This window comes from Allobosea sp. (assembly GCF_048595345.1).
Lineage (GTDB): Bacteria > Pseudomonadota > Alphaproteobacteria > Rhizobiales > Beijerinckiaceae > Allobosea.
Window position 1 is genome coordinate 12,869 of record NZ_JBMDWH010000042.1, and the last position, 21,566, is coordinate 34,434.

The window sequence follows — 21,566 nt, forward strand, 5'->3', positions numbered from 1 at the left end:
TCAGGCCGTGAGCGATGCTTCCGGAGCCGTCTACGGATATTTCCGCATTTACGGCGCGATCGGCTGGCGTTTTTTGCTTTGCGCCACAGGGGCACCGCCGAACAGAACGCAATCACTTATCTCCAATCCTTACGACAACAAGATTTATGAACTTGCAGCTGACGAAAAGGCGGTCCTGCCATTGGCTTGGATAGCGGCCGAATGGAACCTAGACATCTCGGAGATGGCTCCCGTGACCGAACGCCTAGGGTACCTCATGGAGCACGGACAAAAGGTTTCCCAGCACCTGATGATCGACGCCTGGGTAAAAGAAGCTTGTAAGCAGAGCGGTTGCAATGAAGGTGACTATTTCACCGAGCAGCATTTGAAATTCATATCGGAATACGTTTCAAAGCGCATGTACGTATACTTGACCAAAAAACCAATTCGATCGAATTAGCGACCCTGTTGGTAGCAACCCTCACCCCTTCTCCCGCTCGCGAAACGCCGCCCGCGCCGCCGCGACCTGCCCGTGATAGGTCTCGGCCCATAGCCAGACGCCGCAGAAGGCGGCGCTGAGTTCGCGGCCGAGCTCCGTCAGCGTGTAATCGACATGGGGCGGGATCACCGGGTGGACGGTGCGGGTCACGAGCCCGTCGCGCTCCATCTCGCGCAGCGTATTGGTCAGCATCTTCTGGCTGATGCCCTCGACCACGCGGCCGATCTGGCTGAAGCGCAGCGTGCCATGCTCCTCCAGCGCCTCCAGCACCAGCATCGTCCATTTGTCCGCCACCTGCGCGATCACCTGCCGCACCAGCGACTCCACCGCCGGGCTGACCTCCGGCATCGCGGCGTAATTCGCATGCACGGCCTCGACCGCGTTCCGGATCGCTCGCATCGCACACTCTCCTTTTGGTGCGTATGGCACTTCCACGCGCCTTCTTTCGTTTGAAGAGTAGCGGCGCCATCTGCACTCCCGCAACCACGAGAGGGCCTTGCGATGAACATCACCGGCAACACCATCCTCATCACCGGCGGCGGCTCCGGCATCGGCCGGGCGCTGGCCGAGGCGCTTCAGGCCAAGGGCAACACCGTCATCATCGCCGGCCGGCGCCAGGCCGCGCTGGATGAGGTCACCACCGCCAATCCCGGCATGCAGTCGATCACGCTCGACATTCAGGACAAGGCCGGGATCGAGAGCTTCGCCCGCGAGGTGGTCGCACGCTTTCCGAGCCTCAATGTCGTCCTCAACAATGCCGGCATCATGAAGCCGGAGAACGTCCCCGCCGCCGACAACCTCGCCATCGCCGAGGAAACGATCGCCACCAACCTCCTCGGTCCGATCCGCCTCACCACGGCACTGCTGCCGCATCTCATCGCGCAGCCGCGCGCGGCGGTGCTGACCGTCTCGTCCGGCCTCGCCTTCGTGCCGCTGGCGGCGACGCCGACCTATTCGGCGACCAAGGCCGCCATCCATTCCTGGTCGCTGGGACTGCGCCAGCAGCTCAAGGGCACGAGCGTCGAGGTGATCGAGATCGCCCCGCCTTATGTGCAGACCGAGCTGCTCGGCCCGCATCAGGCCAGCGATCCGGAGGCGATGCCGCTCGCCGAATTCACCGAGGAGGTGATGAGCATTCTGGAAACGCAGCCGGAGGCGACGGAGGTCATCGTCGAGCGCTGCAAGCCGCTGCGCTTCGCCGAGGCCAACGGCAGCTTCGCCCAGGTCTTCGCGGCACTGAGCGCCCGCACGCACTGACCACTGCACGGGTCGTAGGCCACCCCCATGATGCTGGAGCACCGCTTCCTGCCGGTGCTCCAGTGACAGACGCTCCGAGGAGGCTTTCCGAGGCATGACAACCGCGCAGCGCACTGCTATGGGCGCCCGATGCGCGAAGGCCTCCTCCCCGCGACGGTCGCGACCGTCCTCGAACTCTCCACCTCGGGCGAGAACGCCCGGGCCCTGACCGAGCTGCTCGGCGAGGTCTTCGACCCGACCGAGACCGCGATCTCGGCCTTCGAGATCGAGCAGGGCATCACCACGCTCTCGATGAACACTCCCTGGAAGGTCGAGATCTACTTCGCCAACCCGCCGGACGAGGCGGCGGTGCGCGATCTGCTGCGCCCGATCGTGGGCGATCTCGTCGACGACACGCCCTTCACCACCGTCAACACCAAGGATTGGGTGGCGAACAGCCTCGACGGCCTCAAGCCCGTGCGCGCCGGCCGCGTCCTCGTCCATGGCGCGCATGACCGTGAGGCGGTGCGCATCAACGACGTGGCGATCGAGATCGAGGCCGCGCTGGCCTTCGGCACCGGCCATCACGGCACAACCTCCGGCTGCCTTCTGGCTCTCGACGCCGAGCTGAAGAAGCGCCGCCCGCGCCACGGGCTCGATGTCGGCACCGGCACGGGCATTCTGGCCCTGGCGCTGGCCAAGCAGATCAGGCGCAGGGTCGTCGCAGGCGATATCGATGCCGTCGCCGTCGAGGTCTCGGCGCATAATGCCCGCCTCAACCACGCGCCGCAGGCGCTCGACCTTTATGTCGCCCCGGGCCTGCGCCACGCCAAGGCGAACCGCGCCGGCCATTTCGACCTGGTCTTCGCCAACATTCTCGCCGGCCCGCTGAGGCGCATGGCGCCGACCCTCGCCCGCGTGCTGGCGGCGGACGGCACCCTGATCCTCTCGGGCCTGCTCGCAATGGACGTGCCCGGCATCGTCTCGACCTATCGCCACCAGGGCATTGCGCTCTCCAGCCAGTCGCTGCGCGACGGCTGGGCGACGCTGGTCATGAAAAAGGGCGGCGCAGCCCCCAGGCCACGCCGCCCCTTCTGAGCGGAAGCGCCGGCGAAAGACGCCGGCTTCCTGCAAACTCAGTAGCCGAGATGGCCGTAACGGGCCTCGGTCTCGGCCTGCAGGCTGCGGGCGTCGTGCCAGACGGCAACGATGAACTTGGCCGTGTCGGCGACCATCTCGAAGACATGCTTGACTAGGGCGATCATGGTGAAACTCCTCGCAAAGGCCTCGTCGACGGCGCCGGCGGAAGCCGGCGCGGCGAGGCGGGGAACGGTCAGCGGTTGAAGGGCAGCTTGTCGTCGGCCGCGACGGTCGCGAACGGAATGCCGCCCATCACGATGCCGGCCTCGTTGAGCATCAGGTGGCGGGCGCGAAGCTCGCGCTCGGCGCTGCGCAGGCGGCTGTTGATGATGGCGGTGAAGATGCGCGACAGAAGGCCTTCGCGGGCCGGCGCGGCACGCTGGGCTTCGGCGGCGGGCAGCAACTCGGCATTGTTCAGGACGTAGGTCATCGGTCCATCTCCGAAAAGCGAAGGGTGGTCCCGGTCGCTTCCTCAATTCTTATGCGACGAAGGTATGATGATCTCGCACTTGCGAGAAGAACAGTTCGCAGATGCACAACATGCGATAAGCGCATGGCGAACTTTGATCTGCGTTAAGGAATGTTCAGCGCTGCATAGCAAGCAGGCGAATTGCCCAGCATGCAATCACGCCCTGCATGCGCACCCGGCAGGCCGATCTTTGCGAAGGACTGGCGCTCCAACCCGGTCGAGGCGAGGATGCGCGGCCATTCCGGATGAGATCATGACCGATTCTGCCCTACCGCGCTGCCGCTTCCAGTCCTTTTCCGAGCCGAGCGACCCTGCGAAGGTCGCCGGAAGGGTCGCAGCATTGCGACGGGCCCTTGCCGCGCAGGGGCTGGCCGGCTTCGTCGTGCCGCGTGCCGACGAACATCAGGGCGAATATGTGCCGGCCCATATGGCCCGTCTCGCCTGGCTGACGGGCTTCACCGGCTCGGCCGGCAATGCCGTCGTGCTGGCCGACAAGGCGGCGCTGATCGTCGACGGGCGCTACACCATCCAGTCGGCGGCACAGACCGATACGGCGATCGTCAGGCCGGTGCGCATGGAAGAGACGCCGATGGAGCGCTGGATCGAGCAGAACCTGCCGGCCGGCGGCAGGCTCGGCTACGATCCCTGGCTGCACACGGTCGACGGCGTCGCCCGGCTGGAGAAGGCCGTGGCCGCTGCTGGCGGCGAACTCGTCCCGGTCTCGCCCAACCCCATCGACGCGCTCTGGGTGGACCGCCCGGCCCCGCCGGCCGCCCCCGTCAAGGCGCATGGCGCCGATCTGGCGGGCGAGGACAGCGCCGCCAAGCTCGAGCGCATCAAGGTGGCGCTCGCCGAGGCCAAGGTCGATGCGCTGGTGGTTTCCGATCCGCATGCATTGGCTTGGCTGTTCAATGTCCGCGGCGGCGATGTCGAGCACACGCCTTTGCCGCTCGGCTATGCGCTGGTGCCGCGCGAGGGACGTCCCGGCGTGTTTCTTGCGCCGGAGAAGATCACCAACGAGGCGGGCGATGCGATCGGCGCCGTCGGCGAGATCGCCCCGCCCGCCACTCTCGAATCCGCATTGAAGCGGCTCGGCGAGGCCGGCGCGAAGGTGCGGCTCGACGCGGCCACCGCTGCCTCGGCCCTCGCTTCCCTCATCCGCGAAGCCGGCGGCACGCCCGATGCCGGAGCCGATCCGATCGCGCTGATGAAGGCTCGCAAGAACCCCGCCGAACTCGCCGGCACCCGCGCCGCCCATCTGCGTGACGGCGCGGCGATGACGAACTATCTCTCATGGCTCGCGCGCGAGGCGCCGAAAGGCGGCCTGACCGAGATCGACGCCGTCGCCGCGCTCGAGCAGGAACGTCTGCGCACCGGCCTGCTCAAGGACGTGTCCTTCACGACCATCGCCGGCGCCGGCCCCAACGCGGCCCTGCCGCATTACCGCGTCACGGAAAGTAGCAACCGCAAGCTGGAGCCCGGCATTTTCCTCGTCGATTCCGGCGCGCAATACGAGGACGGCACCACCGACATCACCCGCACCATCGTCATCGGCGAGCCGACGGCGGAGATGCGCGACCGCTACACCCGCGTGCTCAAGGGCCATGTCGCGATCTCGCGGCTGGTCTTCGCCAAGGGCACCTCGGGCGCGCAGCTCGACGCCTTCGCGCGGCTTCCGCTCTGGCAGGGCGGCTTCGATTTCGACCACGGCACCGGCCACGGCGTCGGCAGCTATCTCTCCGTCCATGAGGGGCCGCAGCGGCTCTCCAAGCTCGGCACCACGCCGCTGGAGCCGGGCATGATCCTCTCCAACGAGCCCGGCTACTACAAGGAGGGCCATTACGGCATCCGCATCGAGAACCTGATCGTCGTCGAGGAACGGCAGATCCCGGGCGCGGAACGCACCATCTACGGCTTCGAGACGATCACCTGGTGCCCCTATGAGCGGGCGCTGATCGACGAGACCCTGCTCGACGCCGGGGAGATCGCCTGGCTCGATGCCTATCACGCCACGGTGCTCGAAAAGATCGGCCCGCTGGTCGAGGGCGAGGCGAAGGCCTGGCTGGAAGAGGCATGCAAACCTCTGTGAGAAGAGAACGGCATTGACGCAACTATAAGTTGCATTACCATCCTCGACATCGACTTATGGGGGTGGCGATGATCAAGCAGTTGGCAGGTCTGGCGCTGGCGATTTTGGCCGCAGGGTGCAGTTCTTCGACGTCGCCCGACATCAGCATACCGGCCGGCGGACGCGAACTTCTCGGCGGCCGCGAGCTTCGCCCGGCCCGGGCCGGCATCAATGTGGGCTCGCTTTACTTCGCTCGGGAAGTTGCGACCGACGACAGTTCAAAACCCGTCAACCTAGAAGAACTCTGCGAGGTCACGCTTGCCAACTATGGCGTGACACCTGCGGATGCGGTCCAGGTCGATATCGACCTTTCCTCTCAGCTTGACGGAACAGCCGCTCTCAGCGGCATCAAAAACATCTTTGTTGATTTAGGCTTGAGCGGAAATATCAGCGATTATTACGAATACAAGCTGACCAACGTCGTCAACCGCAGCATCAGCTATCAAGATGCTCAGAACATTTTCAAAGGCCGGGCATTCAAGGGCAAGTGTCCCGACTGGCGTGCGAACATCTCGCGCCAGAAATGGGCACGCTATCAGGTTTTGGCGATCAAGACGGGAGACATCATCTTTCAACGCAAGTCGGATATCGGCGCCTCGGCCGATATCAAGGCCAAGATCGCCGTTGCGGAACCGCAGCTGAAAGCGGCTCTCTCGCGGAAATACAACATGGCCATGAGCGGTCGCGGTGTCGTGGTTGCAGTCAATCAAATCATCCGCGAGTGAGTTTCACCCCAGCGTCCTGAAACACACCACCGCCACCACCCCGACCGCCACCACGCCCAGCAGCGGCAGCCGCGTCGCGGCCAGCGCCGCGATCGCTGCGGCGGCCGTTTCGGCCCAGCCTGTCGCCAGAGCGCTCGGCGCGATCACTGAGACGAGCACGGCCGGCGGAATGGCGTCGAAGGCCGCCTGCGCGCGGGGCGACAGGTCGAGCCGCCCGGCGAGCGCCAGACCGGCGAGCCGCGTCGCATAGGTGACGACAGCCATGCCGAGGAAGGCGAGGAGGTTGATCGGATCGACGCTCATGGTCCGGCCTCGTCGACGATGACGGGTTTGGCGAGCGGCGGGGTGGGCGCGTCGCCCGCGGCGAGCCAGGCTGCGGCCAGCCCGGCGAGAGCCCCGGTGGCGACATGCCAGGGCGGGCCCGCCAACCGGTAGGTCACCGCCGAGGCGATGCCGGCCGCCGCCACCGTCCAGAACGTCACCCGGCCCTTCCAGAAGGCCGCGACCAACGCGATGAACAGTGCCGTGAAGGCGAAATCGGCCCCCAGCCGCTTGGGATCGCCGAGCACGGCCCCGATCACCGCACCCAGCGTCGAACTGGTCAGCCAGCCCAGCACGAAGGGCACCACCATCGCGAACCAATAGGCCGGAGTCAGCCGGTGCGTGCGCGCCCGCTTCTCGGCCAGCGCCCAGTTCTCGTCCGCCATGTAATAGAGGCCCAGCAGTTTCTGCCCGCGGCTGAAGCCCGTCAGCTTGGGCGCCAGCGACGCGCCCATCAGCACATGGCGGGCGTTGATCAGCAGCGTCGAGAACACCAGCGCCGCCACCGGCGCCGGCTGGGCCCAGAGTTCGATCGCGGCGAATTGTGCCCCGCCTGCGAACACCATTGCGCTCATCAGGAAGACTTCGAGCGGCGAAAGGCCCTTGCCCGCCGCCACCGCGCCGAACAGCAGCCCGATCGGCGCCGCCGCGACCGCAGCCGGCCAGATATCGCTCAGGCCGCGCCTGACATCGTCTCGCATCGTGGACATGAAGGGTTCTCGGAAGACCGGCTCAGCCGGCGTGGGCGGCGCGGAAGGCGCCGGGCGTGACGCCGAGCCGCGCCTTGAAGGCACGGGTCAGATGCGGCTGGTCGCAGAAGCCGGTCGCGGCCGCGACCTCGCCAGGTGTCTCGCCGCGGCGCAGCCGCTCTCGCGCCCGCCGCACCCGCACATCGACGAGATAGGCATGGGGGGTCAGCCCGGTTTCACGCCGGAAGGCGCGGATGAGATGGTGCCGCGGCAGGCCGGCGAGACGTGCGAGATCCGCCAGAGCGAGGTCTTCCTCATAGCGGGCCTCGATCACCCGCTTCACCCGCGCGACGGGACCATCCTCGCGGCCGACCGACACGACGCTGAGATCGGCATGGCGCGCCAGCATGGCGCCGAAGGCGCGCAGCAGCGCCTCCTCCCCTGCCAGCGCGTCGCCCCCCTCCTCGAGGAGGCGGTGCGCCCGCGCGAACAGCGCCGCCCCTTCCGGATCATGCACGACGGGATCGCGGAAGAAGGGCGTGCCGACGCCGTCGCGGCCGGTCAGCGAGGCGGCGAGCTCGCTCATCAGCTCCAGCGAGGGATAGCTCATACGGTAGCGATAGCCGCCATCGCTCGGCGCCCCGTCATGGACGTCGAGCGGGTGGTTCAGAACGATATCGCCCGCCACCGCGTGAAGCGTCTGCCCGCGCGCGCGCCAGACCTCGCACCCCTGCTCGATCGTCCCAATCGCATAGGTATCGTGAGCATGGGGCGCATAGGCGTGGGTGCGGAAGGTCGCGGCCAGGAATTCCAGCCCATCGAAGCGCCGCGCTGCGAACAGATGCGCGCGCTCATCCGCTCGAAGCGGCGTTTGCGACAAGGCCTGTTCCTGCGTGATCAGCTGCATGACGGCAGGTTAGCGCAGATACCGCCGGCCCTGTCTTGAAGAAAAGTGATCGGGCGCATCACGCGCCCGATCGTGCCGGCCAGCAGGCTCAATGCGGCTCGGGCTCCTTGCCGATCACGCCGATCAGCAGGGCGCCGGCCAGCATCGCCGCCCCCAGATAGGCGATTGGGGCGGAGGCGCCGGCATGATCGACGATGAGGCCACCGAGAACAGCGCCGCTGGCGATGGCGACGAGGAAGGCGGCTGTCACCAGCCCGCTGATGCTCTCCGGGTGATCGCCCGCGATCCGCATCATCCAGCTCTGGAAACCGACCGGCGCGAAGCCGAAGGCGAAGCCCCACAGCGCGACCGCCGCCGCCGCGACCGCAGCCAGCGTGCCGAAGCCGAGCAGCAGCGCTGCCGAAAATCCCGCAATCAGCGCAAAGCTCAGCAGAGCGAGCTTGATGCCGCGCCCGGCCACCACTCCGCCGACGAAATTGCCGACGACATTGCCGAGCCCATAGCCGAACAGCACCAGCGTGATCGCCGCGACAGAAAATTGCGGCACCTGCTCCAGGAAGGGGCGCACATAGGTGAAGCCGGTGAACTGGCCGGAGATCACCAGGAGGATGGCGAGCAGCATGAAGCGCACGCTGCCTCGGCCGAGCAGGATGCCGAGCGTGCCGAAGGCCGCCACAGCCTGCGCCGGCAGGCGCGGCATGCTGATGATCTGCATGATCAGCGCGGCGAGCGCGACCACCGCCCCCAGCAGGAAGACGTTGCGCCAGCCCATCGCCGCATCGAGAAATGCGCCGAGCGGCCCGGCCGCGATGAAGGAGGCCGAGACGCCGGCCGAGATCAGCGCCAGCGCGCGGGGCACCTTGTCGGCCGGCACCAGCCGCGGCGTCAGCGCCGGCGCCATCGACCAGAACCCGCCGAGGCTGATGCCGAGCAGGAAACGCCCAGCCAGCAGCATGACATAGCCGGTGGCGAAGGCGGTGACGATGTTGGAGAGCGCCAGCAAAGCCATCAGCCCCCAGAGCACGAAGCGGCGATCGAAGCGCCGTGTCACGATCGGCGTCAGCAGCGCCGAGGCGACGCCCACCAGCGAGGTGGTCGTCACCGTCTGCCCGGCGGCGCCGAGGCTGATCCGAAGGTCGCCCGCGATCGAGGTCAGCACGCTCGCGGGCAGGAACTCCATGCTCACCAGCGCGAAGACGCCGAGGCTGAGCGACAGCACCGCCGGCCAGGCGGCGGCACCGGTGGGGGCATCCTCGAAGGCGCCGCGGGCGGAATGAGCGGGTATCGCATCGGACATCGGGATGGGCTCCGAAGGGAAGGTGCGACAGAGTTAGCGATGGAACTCTGGAGCTTCCATGCTAGAAACGCCATGATGCTTGATCATTCGTCCAACGACCGTGACCCGCTTTCGCAGATGCTGCTCGGCCTGCGGCTGGAAGGCGTCGATTATACGAAGTGCCGGATGAAGGCGCCCTGGGGCCTGGATTTCCCGGCCCAGAGCGCGGCCTATTTCCATCTCGTCACCGAGGCCCCCTGCTGGCTGCGCGAGCCCTCGGGCCGGTGGGTCGCGCTGGCGCCGGGCGATGCGGTGCTGTTTCCCCGCGGCACCGCGCACCGTCTCGCGAGCGCGCCGGAGGCCGAGGCCGCCCCTTTCTCGCAATGCCCGCGCACCCCGCTCTGCTGCGCCATCGCCGAAACCCGAGGCGGCGGCGACGGCCTCGAAACCCTGCTCTTCGGCGGCAACCTCGCCTTCAATCTCGATGCCGACCATCCGCTGTTGCGGATGATGCCGAACCTGATGTGGGTCCATGACCTCGCCATGCACGAACCCGCGATCCCCAGCCTGCTCGCGACCATGACCTGCGAACTCACGCTCGACCGGGTCGGCTCGGCCGGAATCGTCACCCGGCTGGCCGACGTCGTCGCCGCCGCGCTGATCCGGACCTGGATCGAGAAGGGCTGCGGAGAGGGCATCGGCTGGGTCGCCGCGGCACGCGATCCGCATCTGGGGCGGGTGCTGGCCGCGATCCATCTGGAGCCGACGCGCGACTGGACGGTCGAGGCTCTGGCGAGCCTGATGGGCGCCTCGCGCTCCGGCTTCGCCGAGCGCTTCGCCGCGGTCGTCGGCCAGACGCCGGCTCGCTACGTCGCGCAGGTCAAGATGCATCAGGCGCGGCAATGGCTCGCCGCCGACAGGCTGCGCATCGGCGTCGTCGCGCAGCGCCTCGGCTACGAGTCGGAAGCCTCCTTCAGCCGCGCCTTCAAGCGCATCACCGGCCTGGCACCGAGCCAGGCGAGGGTGACCGGGAAGACCGAGGCAGTGGACAGAAGGGCGCTGCCCGGCAACCCGGCCGCAGCCGAATAGCCCCCCTCACCCGCCGACGAGATCGAACCAGCCGGCCTCGTCGATCACCTCGACATTGTGCTTGGCGGCGTCCTTGAGCTTGGAACCGGCGCCGGGGCCGGCCACCAGCAGATCGGTCTTGGACGACACCGAGCCCGCGACTTTCGCGCCCAGCCGCTCGGCCATCGCCTTGGCCTCGTCCCGCGTCATCCGCTCCAGCGCCCCGGTAAAGACCACGATCTTGCCGGCGACGGGGCTCGTCGTCACGACTGCCTCCAGAGGTTGCGGATCGACCTCTCCGAGCAACCGGTTCAGCATCTCCTGATTGTGCGGCTCGCCGAAGAACTGCAGCAGGGCTTCCACGACCGTCGGCCCGACGCCGTCGATCGCGTCGAGTTCCTGCCGCTGGGGCGATGACGGATCGGCCGCCTCGGCGAGAGCCTCGCGCAGGGCGGCGAAGGAGCCGTAATGACGCGCAAGCAAGCGCGCATTGATCTCGCCGACATGCCGGATGCCGAGCCCGAAGATGAAGCGGTTGAGCGGCGGCTTGCGCGCAGCCTCGATCGCCTCGAAAAGCTTGGCCACGCTCTGCGCGCCGAAGCCTTCCTTGGCCTTGAGTTTCTTCAGCGGATGGGCGGCATCGCGCACGGCCAGGGTGAAGATGTCGGCCGGCTCCGTGACCGGCAGATCCGGATCGCTGTGGAAGAACTCGATCTGCTTGTCGCCGAGCCCGTCGATGTCGAGGGCATCGCGCGAGACGAAATGCTTCAGCCGCTCGACGGTCTGCGCCGCGCAGATCAGCCCGCCGGTGCAACGGCGCACGGCATCCTCCTTGCCCGTGCGCGGATTGTGCTCGCGCACCGCCTCGCTGCCGCAGATCGGGCAATGGGTCGGAAACTCGTAAGGCTTCGCATCAGCGGGCCGCTTCGACAGGTCCACCGCCTCGACACGCGGGATCACGTCGCCCGCCCGCTTCACCGTCACCGTGTCGCCGACGCGGATATCCGGCGGCTCTCCATCACGGATGCGCTCGCCCTTGGAATCATAGCCGCGGATGTAATCCTCGTTGTGCAGGGTCGCATTGGTCACGACGACCCCGCCGACCGTGACGGGCCTGAGCCGCGCCACCGGCGAGAGCGCGCCGGTGCGGCCGACCTGGATATCGATGGCTTCGAGGATCGTCGTCGCCAGCTCGGCCGGGAATTTATGCGCGATCGCCCAGCGCGGCGCCCTAGAGACGAAGCCGAGCCGCGCCTGCAGAGCGAGGTCGTCGACCTTGTAGACCACGCCGTCGATATCGTAGCCGAGCGTCGCCCGCTGGCTCTCGATCAGCCGGTATTGCGCGATCATCTCGGCGACGCTCTCGCAGCGCTTCATCAGCGGATTGGTGCGAAAGCCCCAGCGCGCGAAGGCCTCGACGACACCGCTCTGCGTCTCGGCCGGCAGCACCGGCATCTCGCCCCAGGCATAGGCGAAGAAGCGCAAGGGCCGGGAGGCGGTGATGCTCGCATCGAGCTGGCGCAGCGAGCCGGCGGCGGCATTGCGGGGATTGGCGAATTCCGCCAGCCCCTTCTCGCGCTGGCGCTCGTTGATGCCGGCGAAATCGGCATGGCCGAGATAGACCTCCCCGCGCACCTCGGCGATCTCCGGCACGTACGTCCCCGCCAGCCGCTCGGGAATTTCGGCGATGGTGCGGGCATTGACCGTGACGTCCTCGCCCTCCTCGCCGTCGCCGCGCGTCGCGGCCGAGACCAGCTCGCCCTTTTCGTAGCGCAGCGAGAGCGACAGCCCGTCGATCTTGGGCTCGGCGGTGAAGGCGATGCCCGCCTCCTCCTTGCGGCCTAGGAAGCGGTACACGCGCGCCGCGAACTCGGCCACCGCCTCGTCGGAGAACGCATTGTCGAGCGAAAGCATCGGTACGCGGTGCCGGATCTTGGCGAATTTGCCCAACGGTCTGGCGCCGACCTTGCCGGAGACGCCGCTGGCCTCCTTCAGCTCCGGAAATGCCTCCTCCAGCGCCACGAGCCGCTGACGCTTCGCGTCATAGCTCGCATCGTCGAGGATTGGCTGGTCGTCCTGAAAATAGGCGTCGTTGGCCGCCTGCACCTCGGCAGCCAGCCGCTTGTGCTCGAGCTTGGCCCGGCGCGGCGTCAGCTCGGCGACAGGTGTTGGGGAGGGGGCGCTGTCGTCGGTCTCGCTCATGGCGACAGCATTAGGCGAGAAGCGCCCGACGCGGAAGGTCAGGAGGCTGTTGCCCGACAGGCGCCGGGAGCCCCGGCAATCATGGCAGGACAGGAACTTTTCGGCGGCAATCGCGGTTCATGGAGCACCACGGGCCGGTTCGGCCCATCCGTTTCGGGGGCATCCATGAACAACATCATCTACATCGTCGGACTGATCGTCGTCGTTCTCGCGATCCTGTCCTTCCTCGGCCTGCGCTGAGCGAAGGCGTGGCGCGAGCCACGCCTCAAAGCCGAGATCAGCCCCGGTCGTCGCGCCGGGGCTTCTTGCTTTTGAAGGGCTTGGCGCCGCCGCGATCGCCGCCGGCGCCGTAGCTCTTCCCGCCATCCTTGCCCTTGCCGGCGAAGGGCTTGTCGCCGAAGCTCTTCTTCTCCCCGAAAGCCTTCTTATCGCCGAAGGCCTTCTTGGCGCCGGTGAATGGCTTCTTCTCGCCGGAAGGCCTGGGGCCCGATCGGAAGGAGACGTTCGGGTCGGAGACGTCCCTGTCGCTGCGCACCGGGTCGTAGGAGCGCTCGGCGATGGGCTTTGCCTTGCCTTCATAGGATTTCTGCCGGCCCTCATAGGACGCCCTGCCCTCGCCGGCCGGCTTGCCGAAGGATTTACGCTCATAGGGCTTCTTTTCGAAACCACGCGCCTCGCCGCCCTCGCGCTCGCGCCGCTGCGGGGCGGGCGCGTGATTGGGCTTGTCGGCGAAGGGCTTGGCGGGGCGCCGCTCCTCCTCGCCGGTCACGGGCTCGATCGTCACCTTGTCGCGGTCGGCGCCCTGCGCCAGCTCGTAGAAGCGCTCGGCCGCCTCGGCATCGATTTCGACCTTGGTCTCGCGGTCGAAGATGCGGATCGCCCCGACCTCGTCGCGCGTGATCTTGCCCCGGCGGCAGAGCATCGGCAGCAGCTGGCGCGGATCCGCGCCGTCCCGCCTGCCGATATTCAGCCGGAACCAGACCGTATCGCCGCGCGGCCCGGCACGGCGGGGCTTGTCGCCCTCGCCCTCCTCGCCGCGACCGGCGCCGAAGGCACGCTTGCCGGCATAGTCGCCATCCGCGCGCGGCGCGCGCTGGATCTCGCGGCCGAAGCCGGGATCGCCGGCCTCCTCGGCGGCGGGCAGGCGCGAGCGATAGAGCCGGACCAGCGCGGCGGCGATGTCGCGCGCCTCGCGGCCCGCCATCAGCGCCTCGATCATGCCGGCATCCTCCTCGGCATCCTCGCCGGAGAGCATCGGGTCCTTCAGCAGCCGCTCCTGGTCGAGCGCGTGGATCTCCTCGGCCGTCGGCGGGCCGATCCACTCGGCCTCCACTTTGGCTTCCATCAGCAGGCGCTCGGCCTTGCGGCGGCGCGAGGGCGGCACCAGCAGGACGGAGACGCCCTTGTTGCCGGCACGGCCGGTGCGCCCGGAGCGATGCTGCATCACCTCGGAATCGTTCGGCAGCTCGGCATGGATGACGAGGTCGAGCCCCGGCAGGTCGATGCCGCGCGCCGCGACATCCGTCGCGACGCAGACCCGCGCCCGCCCGTCCCGCAGCGCCTGCAGCGCGGCGTTGCGCTCGTTCTGGCCGAGTTCGCCCGACAGCGCGACGGCAGTGAAGCCGCGCTCCAGCAGGATCGCTTCCAGATGGCGCACCGCATTGCGGGTGTTGCAGAAGACGAGCGCCACCGGCGCATCGTGGAAGCGCAGCAGGTTGACGACGGCGAGCTCCGCCTCCTTGGGGTAGCAGCGCACGGCCTTGTAGGCGATGTCGGCATGGCCCCGCCGCGCGGCTTCCACCTCGATGCGCAGCGCATCGGTCTGGTAGCTCTGGGCGAGCTGGACGATGGCCTTCGGGAAGGTCGCCGAGAACAGCAGGCTGCGGCGGCCCTCCGGCGTCGTCTTCAGGATGAATTCGAGATCGTCGCGGAAGCCGAGATCGAGCATCTCGTCGGCCTCGTCCAGCACGACGGCCTTGAGCGCCGAGACGTCGAGACGGCGGCGCTCGATATGGTCGCGCAGGCGGCCCGGCGTGCCGACGACGATATGCGCGCCCTCGTCGAGCAGCATCGCCTCGCGGCGCGGATCCATGCCGCCGACGCAGGAGATCACCCGCGCGCCGGTCTGAGCATACAGCCAGGCCAGCTCGCGCTGCACCTGCAGCGCCAATTCGCGCGTCGGCGCGATGATCAGCGCCAGCGGCTCGGCCGCCGGCCCCAGGCGCTCGGCCCCGTCCAGCAGCGTCTCCCCGATCGCGAGCCCGTAGGCGATGGTCTTGCCCGACCCGGTCTGCGAGGAGACCAGCAGGTCGCGCCCGCGCGCGGCCTCTTCCAGCACCGCGTTCTGGACCGGGGTGGGTTCGGCGTAATTGCGTTCGGCGAGCGCACGCGCGAGCGGCGGGCTCGTGAGGGAGAAGGACATGGACGTAAGGGACCTAGTGTTACGGCGCAGACGATGAAACGGCGCGGAAGGCTGAGCGCAAGATGCGCACAGGGATCGTTTGACCATGCCCATAGAGCAAAAGCGGGAAAAAGGGAATGCGCCGCGCAACGCGCCCCGCACAGGGCGGATGCGACGGCACCGCGCTTGGTGCGCGATGGCGACTTCAGTACCGCTTCGGCAAGGAGACTGCCCATGACACGCCGCTTCGGCCGATACGACCTCACCACCCTGATCGACGGCGTCTTCTCGGCCCCGTCCGAGATCCTGATTCATCCGTACGGAGAGGCGCCGCGTGCGGCCGCCATCGAAAAGCTCGGGCCGAGGATCGCCATCGTCGTCAACTGCTTCGCGCTGGCGAGCGAAGACGGCATCACCCTGATCGATGCCGGCACCGGCACGAGTTGGGGCGAGGCGATGGGCCATGCCCCGGCCGCGATGGCGAAGGCCGGCATCGCGGCCGAGGCGGTGAAGCGCATCCTGATCACCCATCTTCATGGCGACCATGCGCTCGGCCTCTTCGACGGCGAAAAGCCCGCTTTTCCAAACGCCGAGATCATCGTGCCGGAAGTCGATCTCGCCTTCTATGGCGACGAGGCGAAACGCGAGACCATTGCGGAGAACAAGCGCGGCGGCTTCGCCATCGCCGCGACGCTGAAGCGACTCTATGAGGGCAGCATCCGCACCATCGGCGCTGGCGACACGCTGGACGGGCTGACGCTGATCCCCCTGCCCGGACACACCTATGGCCATAGCGGCTATCTGCTCGAAGGCGGCGACCGGCCGTTGCTGTTCTGGGGCGATGCGCTGCATCTGGCCGAGCTGCAGGCGACCGACCCCGATCTCGGCCTCGTCTACGATATCGATGCTGCGATGGCGGTCCGCTCGCGCTGCGATATCCTGGCGCGCGCGGCGGATGAAGGCTGGCTCGTCGCCGGCGCCCATGTCGAGGGCATCAGCCGGGTGGAGCGCTTGGGTGAAGGGTTTCGGCTGGTGCGGGTCGATTGACGAGCCGCCGCCACTGCATGGATGGGGGCAGTCGTCCCGGGCGAGCGGAGGGAGACCCGGGCCCCCTTCCGGAACCTGACCGGCAAGTGCTCCGGCATGGGTCCCGGATCTTCGCTTCGCTCCGTCCGGGACGACCTGAGCGCGATTACAAATGGCGAGCGAGCCGGCTTTAGCGCCCCAGCCCCGCCGCCTCCAGCAGGCGCCCGGCGGCGGCGCGCGCCTCTTCGGTAATGCTTGCGCCGGCCAGCATGCGCGCGATTTCCTCGCGCCGCGTCTCGTCGGCGAGGGGCGTCACCCGCGTCACGGTGCGCGAAGCCTCGCCCTCCCCGGCCGAGTTGGCGATCAGGAAATGCTGGCCCGCCTTGGCCGCCACCTGCGGGGCATGCGTCACCGAGATCACCTGAACCTTCTCGGCCAGCCGCGACAGCCGCTCCCCGATCGCATCGGCCACCGCGCCGCCGACGCCGGTGTCGATCTCGTCGAAGACGAGCGTGGGCGCCGAGCCCTGCTCGGCCAGCACGACCTTGAGCGCCAGCATGAAGCGGGAGAGTTCGCCACCGGAGGCGACCTTCATCATCGGCCCCGGCCGCGTGCCGGGATTGGTCTCGACCCAGAACTCGACCCGGTCGAAGCCTTCCGGCCCGCGCGCGGTCTCGTCGCTGTCGATGCGGGTGATGAAGCGGGCGCGCTCCAGCTTGAGCGGCGGCAGCTCGGCATTCACGGCTGCGTCGAGCCGGGCCGCAGCGGCCTTGCGCGCCTGCGACAGCGCGCGCGCCCGGTCCGTGAAGACCGTTTCGGCCTCGGCGAGCTCGGCCTCGAGACGGCCGAGCGAGGATTCGCTTTCATCCAACGCCGCCAGATCGCCCGCCATGCTCGCCGCCAGCGCCGGCAGCCCCTCCACCGGCACGTCGTACTTCCGCCCGGCGGCGCGCAGCGCGAACAGGCGCTCCTCGACGCGCTCCTGCTCGCGCGGGTCGTATTCCGCGGCGCGCATCGCGGCGGCCAGCGCCTCGCCCGCCTCCTCCAGCGCGACGAGCGCGCCGTTCAGCGCCGCGATCGAGGGATCGACCAGCTCCGGCGCTTGCGAGGAGCGACGCTCCAGCCTGCGCAGCACGGCGGCCAGCGCGGGCGTGGCGGAGCCTTGCCCGGCGACGGCCTCATGCGCCTCGCTGAGGTCGCGGGCCACCTTCTCGGCCTGCATCATGCCCTGGCGGGTCGCGGCCAGCGCCTCCTCCTCGCCGGGCTGCGGCGCGAGCTTGCCGAGCTCCTCCACCGCATGGCGCAGGAAATCGGCCTCCTTGCGAGCGGCCTCGACACGCGCGCGCTGCGCCTGCAGCGCCTGGCGCGCCCGCTTCAAGGTCTCGCTCGCCGCGGCGACGCCTTGCGCCTGCGCCTCCAGCCCGCCGAAGCCGTCGAGAAGAGCGCGGTGCTGGGCCGGATCCGTCAGCGCGCGGTCGTCATGCTGGCCATGGATTTCGACGATCGCCGCCCCGACGAGGCGCAATGTCTGCACGGAAACCGGCTGGTCGTTGATGAAGGCCCGCGTGCGGCCATCGGCATATTGCACGCGGCGCAGGATGAGATCGCCCTCGGTGTCGATCTCCTGCGCCTGGGCGAGCCCGCGCGCCGCATGGTCGAGCGGCAAGTCGAAGGCGGCGAAGACCTGCCCTTGCGTCTCGCCATGGCGCACCAGCGAGCCGTCGCCGCGCCCGCCGAGCGCCAGCGCAAAGCCGTCGAGGAGGATCGACTTGCCCGCGCCCGTCTCGCCCGTGAGCACGCTGAGTCCCTCGCGGAACTTCAGATCGAGCCGGTCGATCAGGACGATATCGCGGATGGAAAGCTGCGCCAGCATCGGCGTCACACCCGATGAGAGCAGCGCGCGCCCGGGAGGGCGCGGGCGGAGGGCTCCGACACAAGGCTACGGCGCCGAGCCGAAAGGTGGATTCCACGCTCCGGACGGCTCGTCATGCGGGCGCCGTCAGAGACGGTTGATGCCGATGATGCCGCCGACCGTGCGCGAAAAGCCCTGGAAGGCGCGGCTGATATAGGAGCCACGATCCTCGCGCGGCTCCAGCCCGCCGCTCTGCAGCAGCGCATAGGCGTCCTTGTACCACGGGCTGTCCGGGAAATTGTGCCCGAGCACGGCCGCGGCGGTCTGCGCCTCGTTGGTGATGCCCATCGCCAGATAGGCCTCGGTGAGGCGCTCCAGCGCCTCTTCGACATGGCGGGTGGTCTGATACTTGATGATCACCTCGCGGAAGCGGTTCACCGCGGCGGTGTAATTCCGCTTCTGGAGATAATAGCGGCCGACATTCATTTCCTTGGCGGCCAGCTGGTCCTGCGCGACGAGGAGCTTCTCCTTGGCGTCGAGGACGTATTCGGACTTCGGATAGCGCGCGATCAGCTCCTGCAGGGCCTGGATCGCCTGGGCGGTCTTCTCCTGGTCGCGCGTGGCGTCCGGAATCTGGTTATAATAGGAGACCGCGACGATGTACTGCGCATAGGCGGCATCCGGGCTCGCCGGGTTCTGGGCGATGAAGCGCTTGCCGGCGGTGATCGCCTCTTCCCATTTCGACGCCTGGAAATTGGTGTAGGCCGTCATCAGCAGGCCCTTGCGGGCATAGGACGAGAACGGCGCGGACTTGTCGATGTCCTCGAATTTCTTGGCCGCACCCTCACTGTCGCCGTTCTGCAACCGGGCCAGGCCCTCATTGTAGAGCTTGTCGGCCGGGGTCGGCGGGGTCAGGTCCGGCTTGTAGACCTCGGGCTTGTCGAACGGGTTCAGCGAGGACAGCGTGTCGCAGCCGCCCAGCAGGAGGGCGGCACCCAGCGCCAGAGCCACGCCCTTGCGCGGGAAGGCGCCGCGTTGGAATGCCGGAAGGCGATGGCGCGTCACGCTCACGTCGTCAGTCCTCTTTCGATCGTCCCTCGATCGCCGCAGCCCTTGCCGGGCATGGCGATGATGATCCTGGTCTTGGGGCCGGGGGTGGGCTCGGTCGCAGATGGGGCTGCATCCCGCGCTCGCTACCCGGTCGGGAGCATGGCTTAACCCAGACGCCGCCCGCGCGCCACTGCCGAAAACCAAAACGATCGGGATTCCACAGCGTCGCCGGCTCTGCAGCGCAAACCCGGCGAATCGAGGGCGACGATATCGGCCCGAAGGCTCCGCGTCCGCAATATCCGAGAAAAATGCGGGTTCAGTGCAGGTCCGGCGCGTAGGCGGCCGAAGCCAGCCCCGCGATCTGGGCATTGCGCGGCGCTGCGAAGACCGGCTGCGATTCGACGATGGCGAAATTCGCGCGGTCGGCGAACAGCGCCTCGAGAATGCGGACATTCATGCGGTGGCCGCCGCAATAGGAGCGGAACTCGCCGATGATCGGATAGCCGGCCAGCGCCAGATCGCCGATGGCGTCCAGCACCTTGTGGCGCACGAACTCGTCGCCATAGCGTAGGCCCTCGGGGTTGATGACCTTGTCCTCGCCCACGGCGACGGTGTTCTCCAGCGAGGCGCCGAGCGCGAAGCCCGCCTTCCAGAGCTGCTCGACATCGCGCATGAAGCCGAAGGTGCGAGCCTTGGAAATCTCGCTGCCATAGGTCTTGGCGTCCAGATCGAAGATCTTGCGCTGGCGGCCGATCACGCTGGAGTCGAAATCGATCTCGACATCGAGGCGGAAGCCCTGCTCGGCCGGCATCAGCTCGGCGAAGGCGCGGCCCTGCTCGATGCGGACCGGCTGAAGCACCTTGAGATAACGGCGCGCAGCGCCGAGCGTGACGAGGCCGGTCGCCTCGATCGCCTCGACGAACTCGCGGGCGCTGCCGTCCATGATCGGCATTTCGGGACCGTCGATTTCGACGAGAACGTTGTCGAGTCCCAGGCCCATGCAGGCCGACATCAGATGCTCGATGGTCGAGACCGAAGCCGGGCCGCGATCGCCGATCACGGTGCACAGCTCGGTCGCGCTGACCTTGGTGTGCTTGGCATGGATCAGTTGCGGCGGCATGCCCTCGATGCCGGTGCGCAGGAAGACGATGCCGGAATTGGCGCTGGACGGCTTCAGGGTGATGCTGGCGGGCGCTCCGGAATGGACACCGATCCCGTTCAGGGTGACCGCCGCCCGCAGGGTCGTCTGCCGATCGAAGCTCATGCCGCTATCCAATCCCTGTCCGCCGCGACCGCTGCCTCAAACCCATGGCGGGCAGCGCGGCGGCGACAATCCCGGAGAGGCGATCAGGTCGACTCGCCGGGTATCCTCTTGAAGCAGCTGCAACATAAGGTTTGGGAGCAGCCGGGCAAAATCACTCTTTCTTACGCTCTGTTACAGCGCCGAAAGCCGTTATCGAGGCGATATAAAGCGCTGAAAGATAAAGATTTTCTAACCCGTAAAAAAGCCCGCCGCGCTGGGGGCGCGGCGGGCTCGTATAACAGCCCCCTGACGGAGCTTGGCGGTCAGTTCGCCTGGCGGCGCAGGAAGGCCGGGATTTCCAGATGGTCGTCCTCGCTGTTGCGCACCGGGGCGCGGCCATGCGGGTCGAGCTGGCCCTGGGCCGGGCGCGGCGCGGCCTGCGGCGCGGGCCGGCGCATATACTCGGCGTGGCCGGCGCTGGGCGCGGCGGCCTGCGGCATGGCCGGGGCCTGACGCAGCGGGGCCGGAGCCGGAGCGGCCGGAGCCGCCATCTCCTCGTCCTCCTTGCGGCCGAAGCCGACCGAGGCGAGGCGCTGCATCAGCGACATGCGCTTCTGCTCGGCGGTCGGCACCTGCGGCACCGGCTGGGCGCCGCGCTGGGCGTGGATCTGGGCCTGGCCGGGGACCGGCAGGTCTTCGATCCGTGGCATGCGGGTCGGGCGCACGGCGCGCTCGGGCATCGGCGGAATGAAACTCTCCTCCAGATGCAGCTGCGGCTCGTGATGAGGCGCCGGCTCGGGCGCCGGCGGGGCGGCGACCATCGCCGGGCGCGGCTGCATCGGCTCGATGCGGATGTCCTGCGTCACCTGGGCGGCGGGGGCCGGCTCGGCGGCGGGGGCCATGCGGGAGGTCTCGATCACCGGGACCGGCTGCGGCGCCGGGCGCATCGCCTGCGGGGCGGGCGCGGCGTTGCGCAGGCGCGCTTCCTGCTTCAGCCGTTCGGCGACCTGGGCGATGCGGGCCTCGGTCTCGTCGACCTCGCCCTGCTGCTGGAGCGGCTTGTCGATGCCGGTGGCGACGACGGAGACGCGCACCGTGCCCTCGAGCGCCTCGTCGAAGGTGGCGCCCACGATGATGTTGGCCTCCGAATCGACCTCCTCGCGGATGCGGGTGGCGGCCTCGTCGACCTCGTAGAGCTTCATGTCGCGCCCGCCGGTGATCGAGATCAGCAGACCGCGCGCGCCCTTCATCGAGATGTCGTCGAGCAGCGGGTTGTTGATCGCGGCCTGGGCGGCGGTCAGGGCGCGCTTCTCGCCCTGGGCCTCGCCGGTGCCCATCATCGCCTTGCCCATGCC

At 68.2% G+C, this 21,566-nt stretch carries 20 protein-coding genes and 1 pseudogene; 8 read left to right on the plus strand and 13 right to left on the minus strand.

Annotated features, from left to right (window positions below; all coding sequences use genetic code 11):
• Positions 1-7 precede the first annotated feature (7 nt).
• Entirely contained in the window at positions 8-439 is a 432-nt protein-coding gene (locus tag ACOJTB_RS04885) for a hypothetical protein (RefSeq protein ID WP_420101394.1), read from the plus strand.
• A gap of 21 nt (positions 440-460) precedes the next feature.
• On the opposite strand, the gene ACOJTB_RS04890 is transcribed toward ACOJTB_RS04885, so the two are convergent.
• Complete coding sequence (locus tag ACOJTB_RS04890) at positions 461-877, minus strand: winged helix-turn-helix transcriptional regulator (protein ID WP_420101395.1); 417 nt, start codon at positions 875-877, stop codon at positions 461-463.
• A 102-nt stretch (positions 878-979) separates the two neighbouring features.
• On the opposite strand from ACOJTB_RS04890, the gene ACOJTB_RS04895 reads away from it, so the two are divergent.
• Positions 980-1,735 carry an SDR family oxidoreductase gene (locus ACOJTB_RS04895; RefSeq protein ID WP_420101396.1) on the plus strand — a complete coding sequence of 252 codons (756 nt, stop codon included), beginning with the start codon at positions 980-982 and terminating at the stop codon, positions 1,733-1,735.
• Between the two features lie 129 nt (positions 1,736-1,864).
• Positions 1,865-2,812 carry a 50S ribosomal protein L11 methyltransferase gene (locus ACOJTB_RS04900; protein WP_420101397.1) on the plus strand — a complete coding sequence of 316 codons (948 nt, stop codon included), beginning with the start codon at positions 1,865-1,867 and terminating at the stop codon, positions 2,810-2,812.
• Between the two features lie 38 nt (positions 2,813-2,850).
• Here ACOJTB_RS04900 and ACOJTB_RS04905 read toward each other — a convergent pair whose 3' ends face one another.
• Together ACOJTB_RS04905 and ACOJTB_RS04910 are read right to left on the minus strand one after the other, a co-directional pair.
• Positions 2,851-2,979 (minus strand): hypothetical protein, encoded by a 129-nt coding sequence (locus ACOJTB_RS04905; protein ID WP_420101398.1) that lies wholly within the window; start codon positions 2,977-2,979, stop codon positions 2,851-2,853.
• A gap of 68 nt (positions 2,980-3,047) precedes the next feature.
• Positions 3,048-3,284 carry a hypothetical protein gene (locus tag ACOJTB_RS04910; protein WP_420101399.1) on the minus strand — a complete coding sequence of 79 codons (237 nt, stop codon included), beginning with the start codon at positions 3,282-3,284 and terminating at the stop codon, positions 3,048-3,050.
• A 292-nt stretch (positions 3,285-3,576) separates the two neighbouring features.
• Here ACOJTB_RS04910 and ACOJTB_RS04915 point away from each other — a divergent pair, with 292 nt between their 5' ends.
• Both ACOJTB_RS04915 and ACOJTB_RS04920 read left to right on the plus strand, forming a co-directional pair.
• A complete protein-coding gene (locus tag ACOJTB_RS04915; RefSeq protein WP_420101400.1) occupies positions 3,577-5,412 on the plus strand; it encodes an aminopeptidase P family protein in 1,836 nt (611 codons plus the stop codon).
• Positions 5,413-5,480: 68 nt separating this feature from the next.
• Positions 5,481-6,176, plus strand: coding sequence for a hypothetical protein (locus ACOJTB_RS04920; RefSeq protein ID WP_420101401.1), 696 nt, complete (start codon positions 5,481-5,483; stop codon positions 6,174-6,176).
• A gap of 3 nt (positions 6,177-6,179) precedes the next feature.
• Here the strand turns inward: ACOJTB_RS04920 and ACOJTB_RS04925 are convergent, their stop codons facing one another.
• The 4 genes from ACOJTB_RS04925 to ACOJTB_RS04940 form a co-directional block, all read right to left on the minus strand.
• Positions 6,180-6,479: an AzlD family protein gene (locus tag ACOJTB_RS04925; RefSeq protein ID WP_420101402.1), complete on the minus strand. Its 300-nt coding sequence runs from the start codon at positions 6,477-6,479 to the stop codon at positions 6,180-6,182.
• On the minus strand, positions 6,476-7,207 hold the full coding sequence (locus tag ACOJTB_RS04930; protein ID WP_420101403.1) for an AzlC family ABC transporter permease: 732 nt from the start codon (positions 7,205-7,207) through the stop codon (positions 6,476-6,478). Before ACOJTB_RS04930 ends, ACOJTB_RS04925 begins: the two co-directional genes overlap by 4 nt.
• A gap of 22 nt (positions 7,208-7,229) precedes the next feature.
• The gene (locus ACOJTB_RS04935) at positions 7,230-8,093 is read right to left on the minus strand and encodes an AraC family transcriptional regulator (RefSeq protein WP_420101404.1); all 864 of its coding nucleotides are present in this window, start codon (positions 8,091-8,093) and stop codon (positions 7,230-7,232) included.
• A gap of 88 nt (positions 8,094-8,181) precedes the next feature.
• The gene (locus ACOJTB_RS04940) at positions 8,182-9,390 is read right to left on the minus strand and encodes an MFS transporter (RefSeq protein WP_420101405.1); all 1,209 of its coding nucleotides are present in this window, start codon (positions 9,388-9,390) and stop codon (positions 8,182-8,184) included.
• A 75-nt stretch (positions 9,391-9,465) separates the two neighbouring features.
• Here ACOJTB_RS04940 and ACOJTB_RS04945 point away from each other — a divergent pair, with 75 nt between their 5' ends.
• The gene (locus ACOJTB_RS04945; protein ID WP_420101406.1) at positions 9,466-10,458 is read left to right on the plus strand and encodes an AraC family transcriptional regulator; all 993 of its coding nucleotides are present in this window, start codon (positions 9,466-9,468) and stop codon (positions 10,456-10,458) included.
• A 6-nt stretch (positions 10,459-10,464) separates the two neighbouring features.
• On the opposite strand, the gene ligA is transcribed toward ACOJTB_RS04945, so the two are convergent.
• Complete coding sequence (gene ligA, locus ACOJTB_RS04950; RefSeq protein WP_420101407.1) at positions 10,465-12,639, minus strand: NAD-dependent DNA ligase LigA; 2,175 nt, start codon at positions 12,637-12,639, stop codon at positions 10,465-10,467.
• A gap of 81 nt (positions 12,640-12,720) precedes the next feature.
• Here ligA and ACOJTB_RS04955 point away from each other — a divergent pair, with 81 nt between their 5' ends.
• Positions 12,721-12,879, plus strand: coding sequence for a hypothetical protein (locus ACOJTB_RS04955; protein WP_420101408.1), 159 nt, complete (start codon positions 12,721-12,723; stop codon positions 12,877-12,879).
• Between the two features lie 37 nt (positions 12,880-12,916).
• On the opposite strand, the gene ACOJTB_RS04960 is transcribed toward ACOJTB_RS04955, so the two are convergent.
• Positions 12,917-15,061: a DEAD/DEAH box helicase gene (locus ACOJTB_RS04960; RefSeq protein ID WP_420101409.1), complete on the minus strand. Its 2,145-nt coding sequence runs from the start codon at positions 15,059-15,061 to the stop codon at positions 12,917-12,919.
• 213 nt (positions 15,062-15,274) lie between these two features.
• On the opposite strand from ACOJTB_RS04960, the gene aidB reads away from it, so the two are divergent.
• Positions 15,275-16,087: an AidB family quorum-quenching N-acyl homoserine lactonase gene (aidB, locus tag ACOJTB_RS04965; RefSeq protein ID WP_420101410.1), complete on the plus strand. Its 813-nt coding sequence runs from the start codon at positions 15,275-15,277 to the stop codon at positions 16,085-16,087.
• Between the two features lie 169 nt (positions 16,088-16,256).
• On the opposite strand, the gene recN is transcribed toward aidB, so the two are convergent.
• The 4 genes and pseudogenes from recN to ACOJTB_RS04985 all read right to left on the minus strand — a co-directional run.
• Positions 16,257-17,939 (minus strand): DNA repair protein RecN, encoded by a 1,683-nt coding sequence (gene recN / locus ACOJTB_RS04970; RefSeq protein ID WP_420101411.1) that lies wholly within the window; start codon positions 17,937-17,939, stop codon positions 16,257-16,259.
• A gap of 126 nt (positions 17,940-18,065) precedes the next feature.
• Positions 18,066-18,989 (minus strand): outer membrane protein assembly factor BamD, encoded by a 924-nt coding sequence (locus ACOJTB_RS04975; RefSeq protein WP_420101412.1) that lies wholly within the window; start codon positions 18,987-18,989, stop codon positions 18,066-18,068.
• A 295-nt stretch (positions 18,990-19,284) separates the two neighbouring features.
• A complete protein-coding gene (gene lpxC, locus ACOJTB_RS04980; RefSeq protein WP_420101413.1) occupies positions 19,285-20,232 on the minus strand; it encodes a UDP-3-O-acyl-N-acetylglucosamine deacetylase in 948 nt (315 codons plus the stop codon).
• Positions 20,233-20,534: 302 nt separating this feature from the next.
• A pseudogene (locus ACOJTB_RS04985) lies at positions 20,535-21,566 on the minus strand (cell division protein FtsZ); the annotation flags it as partial.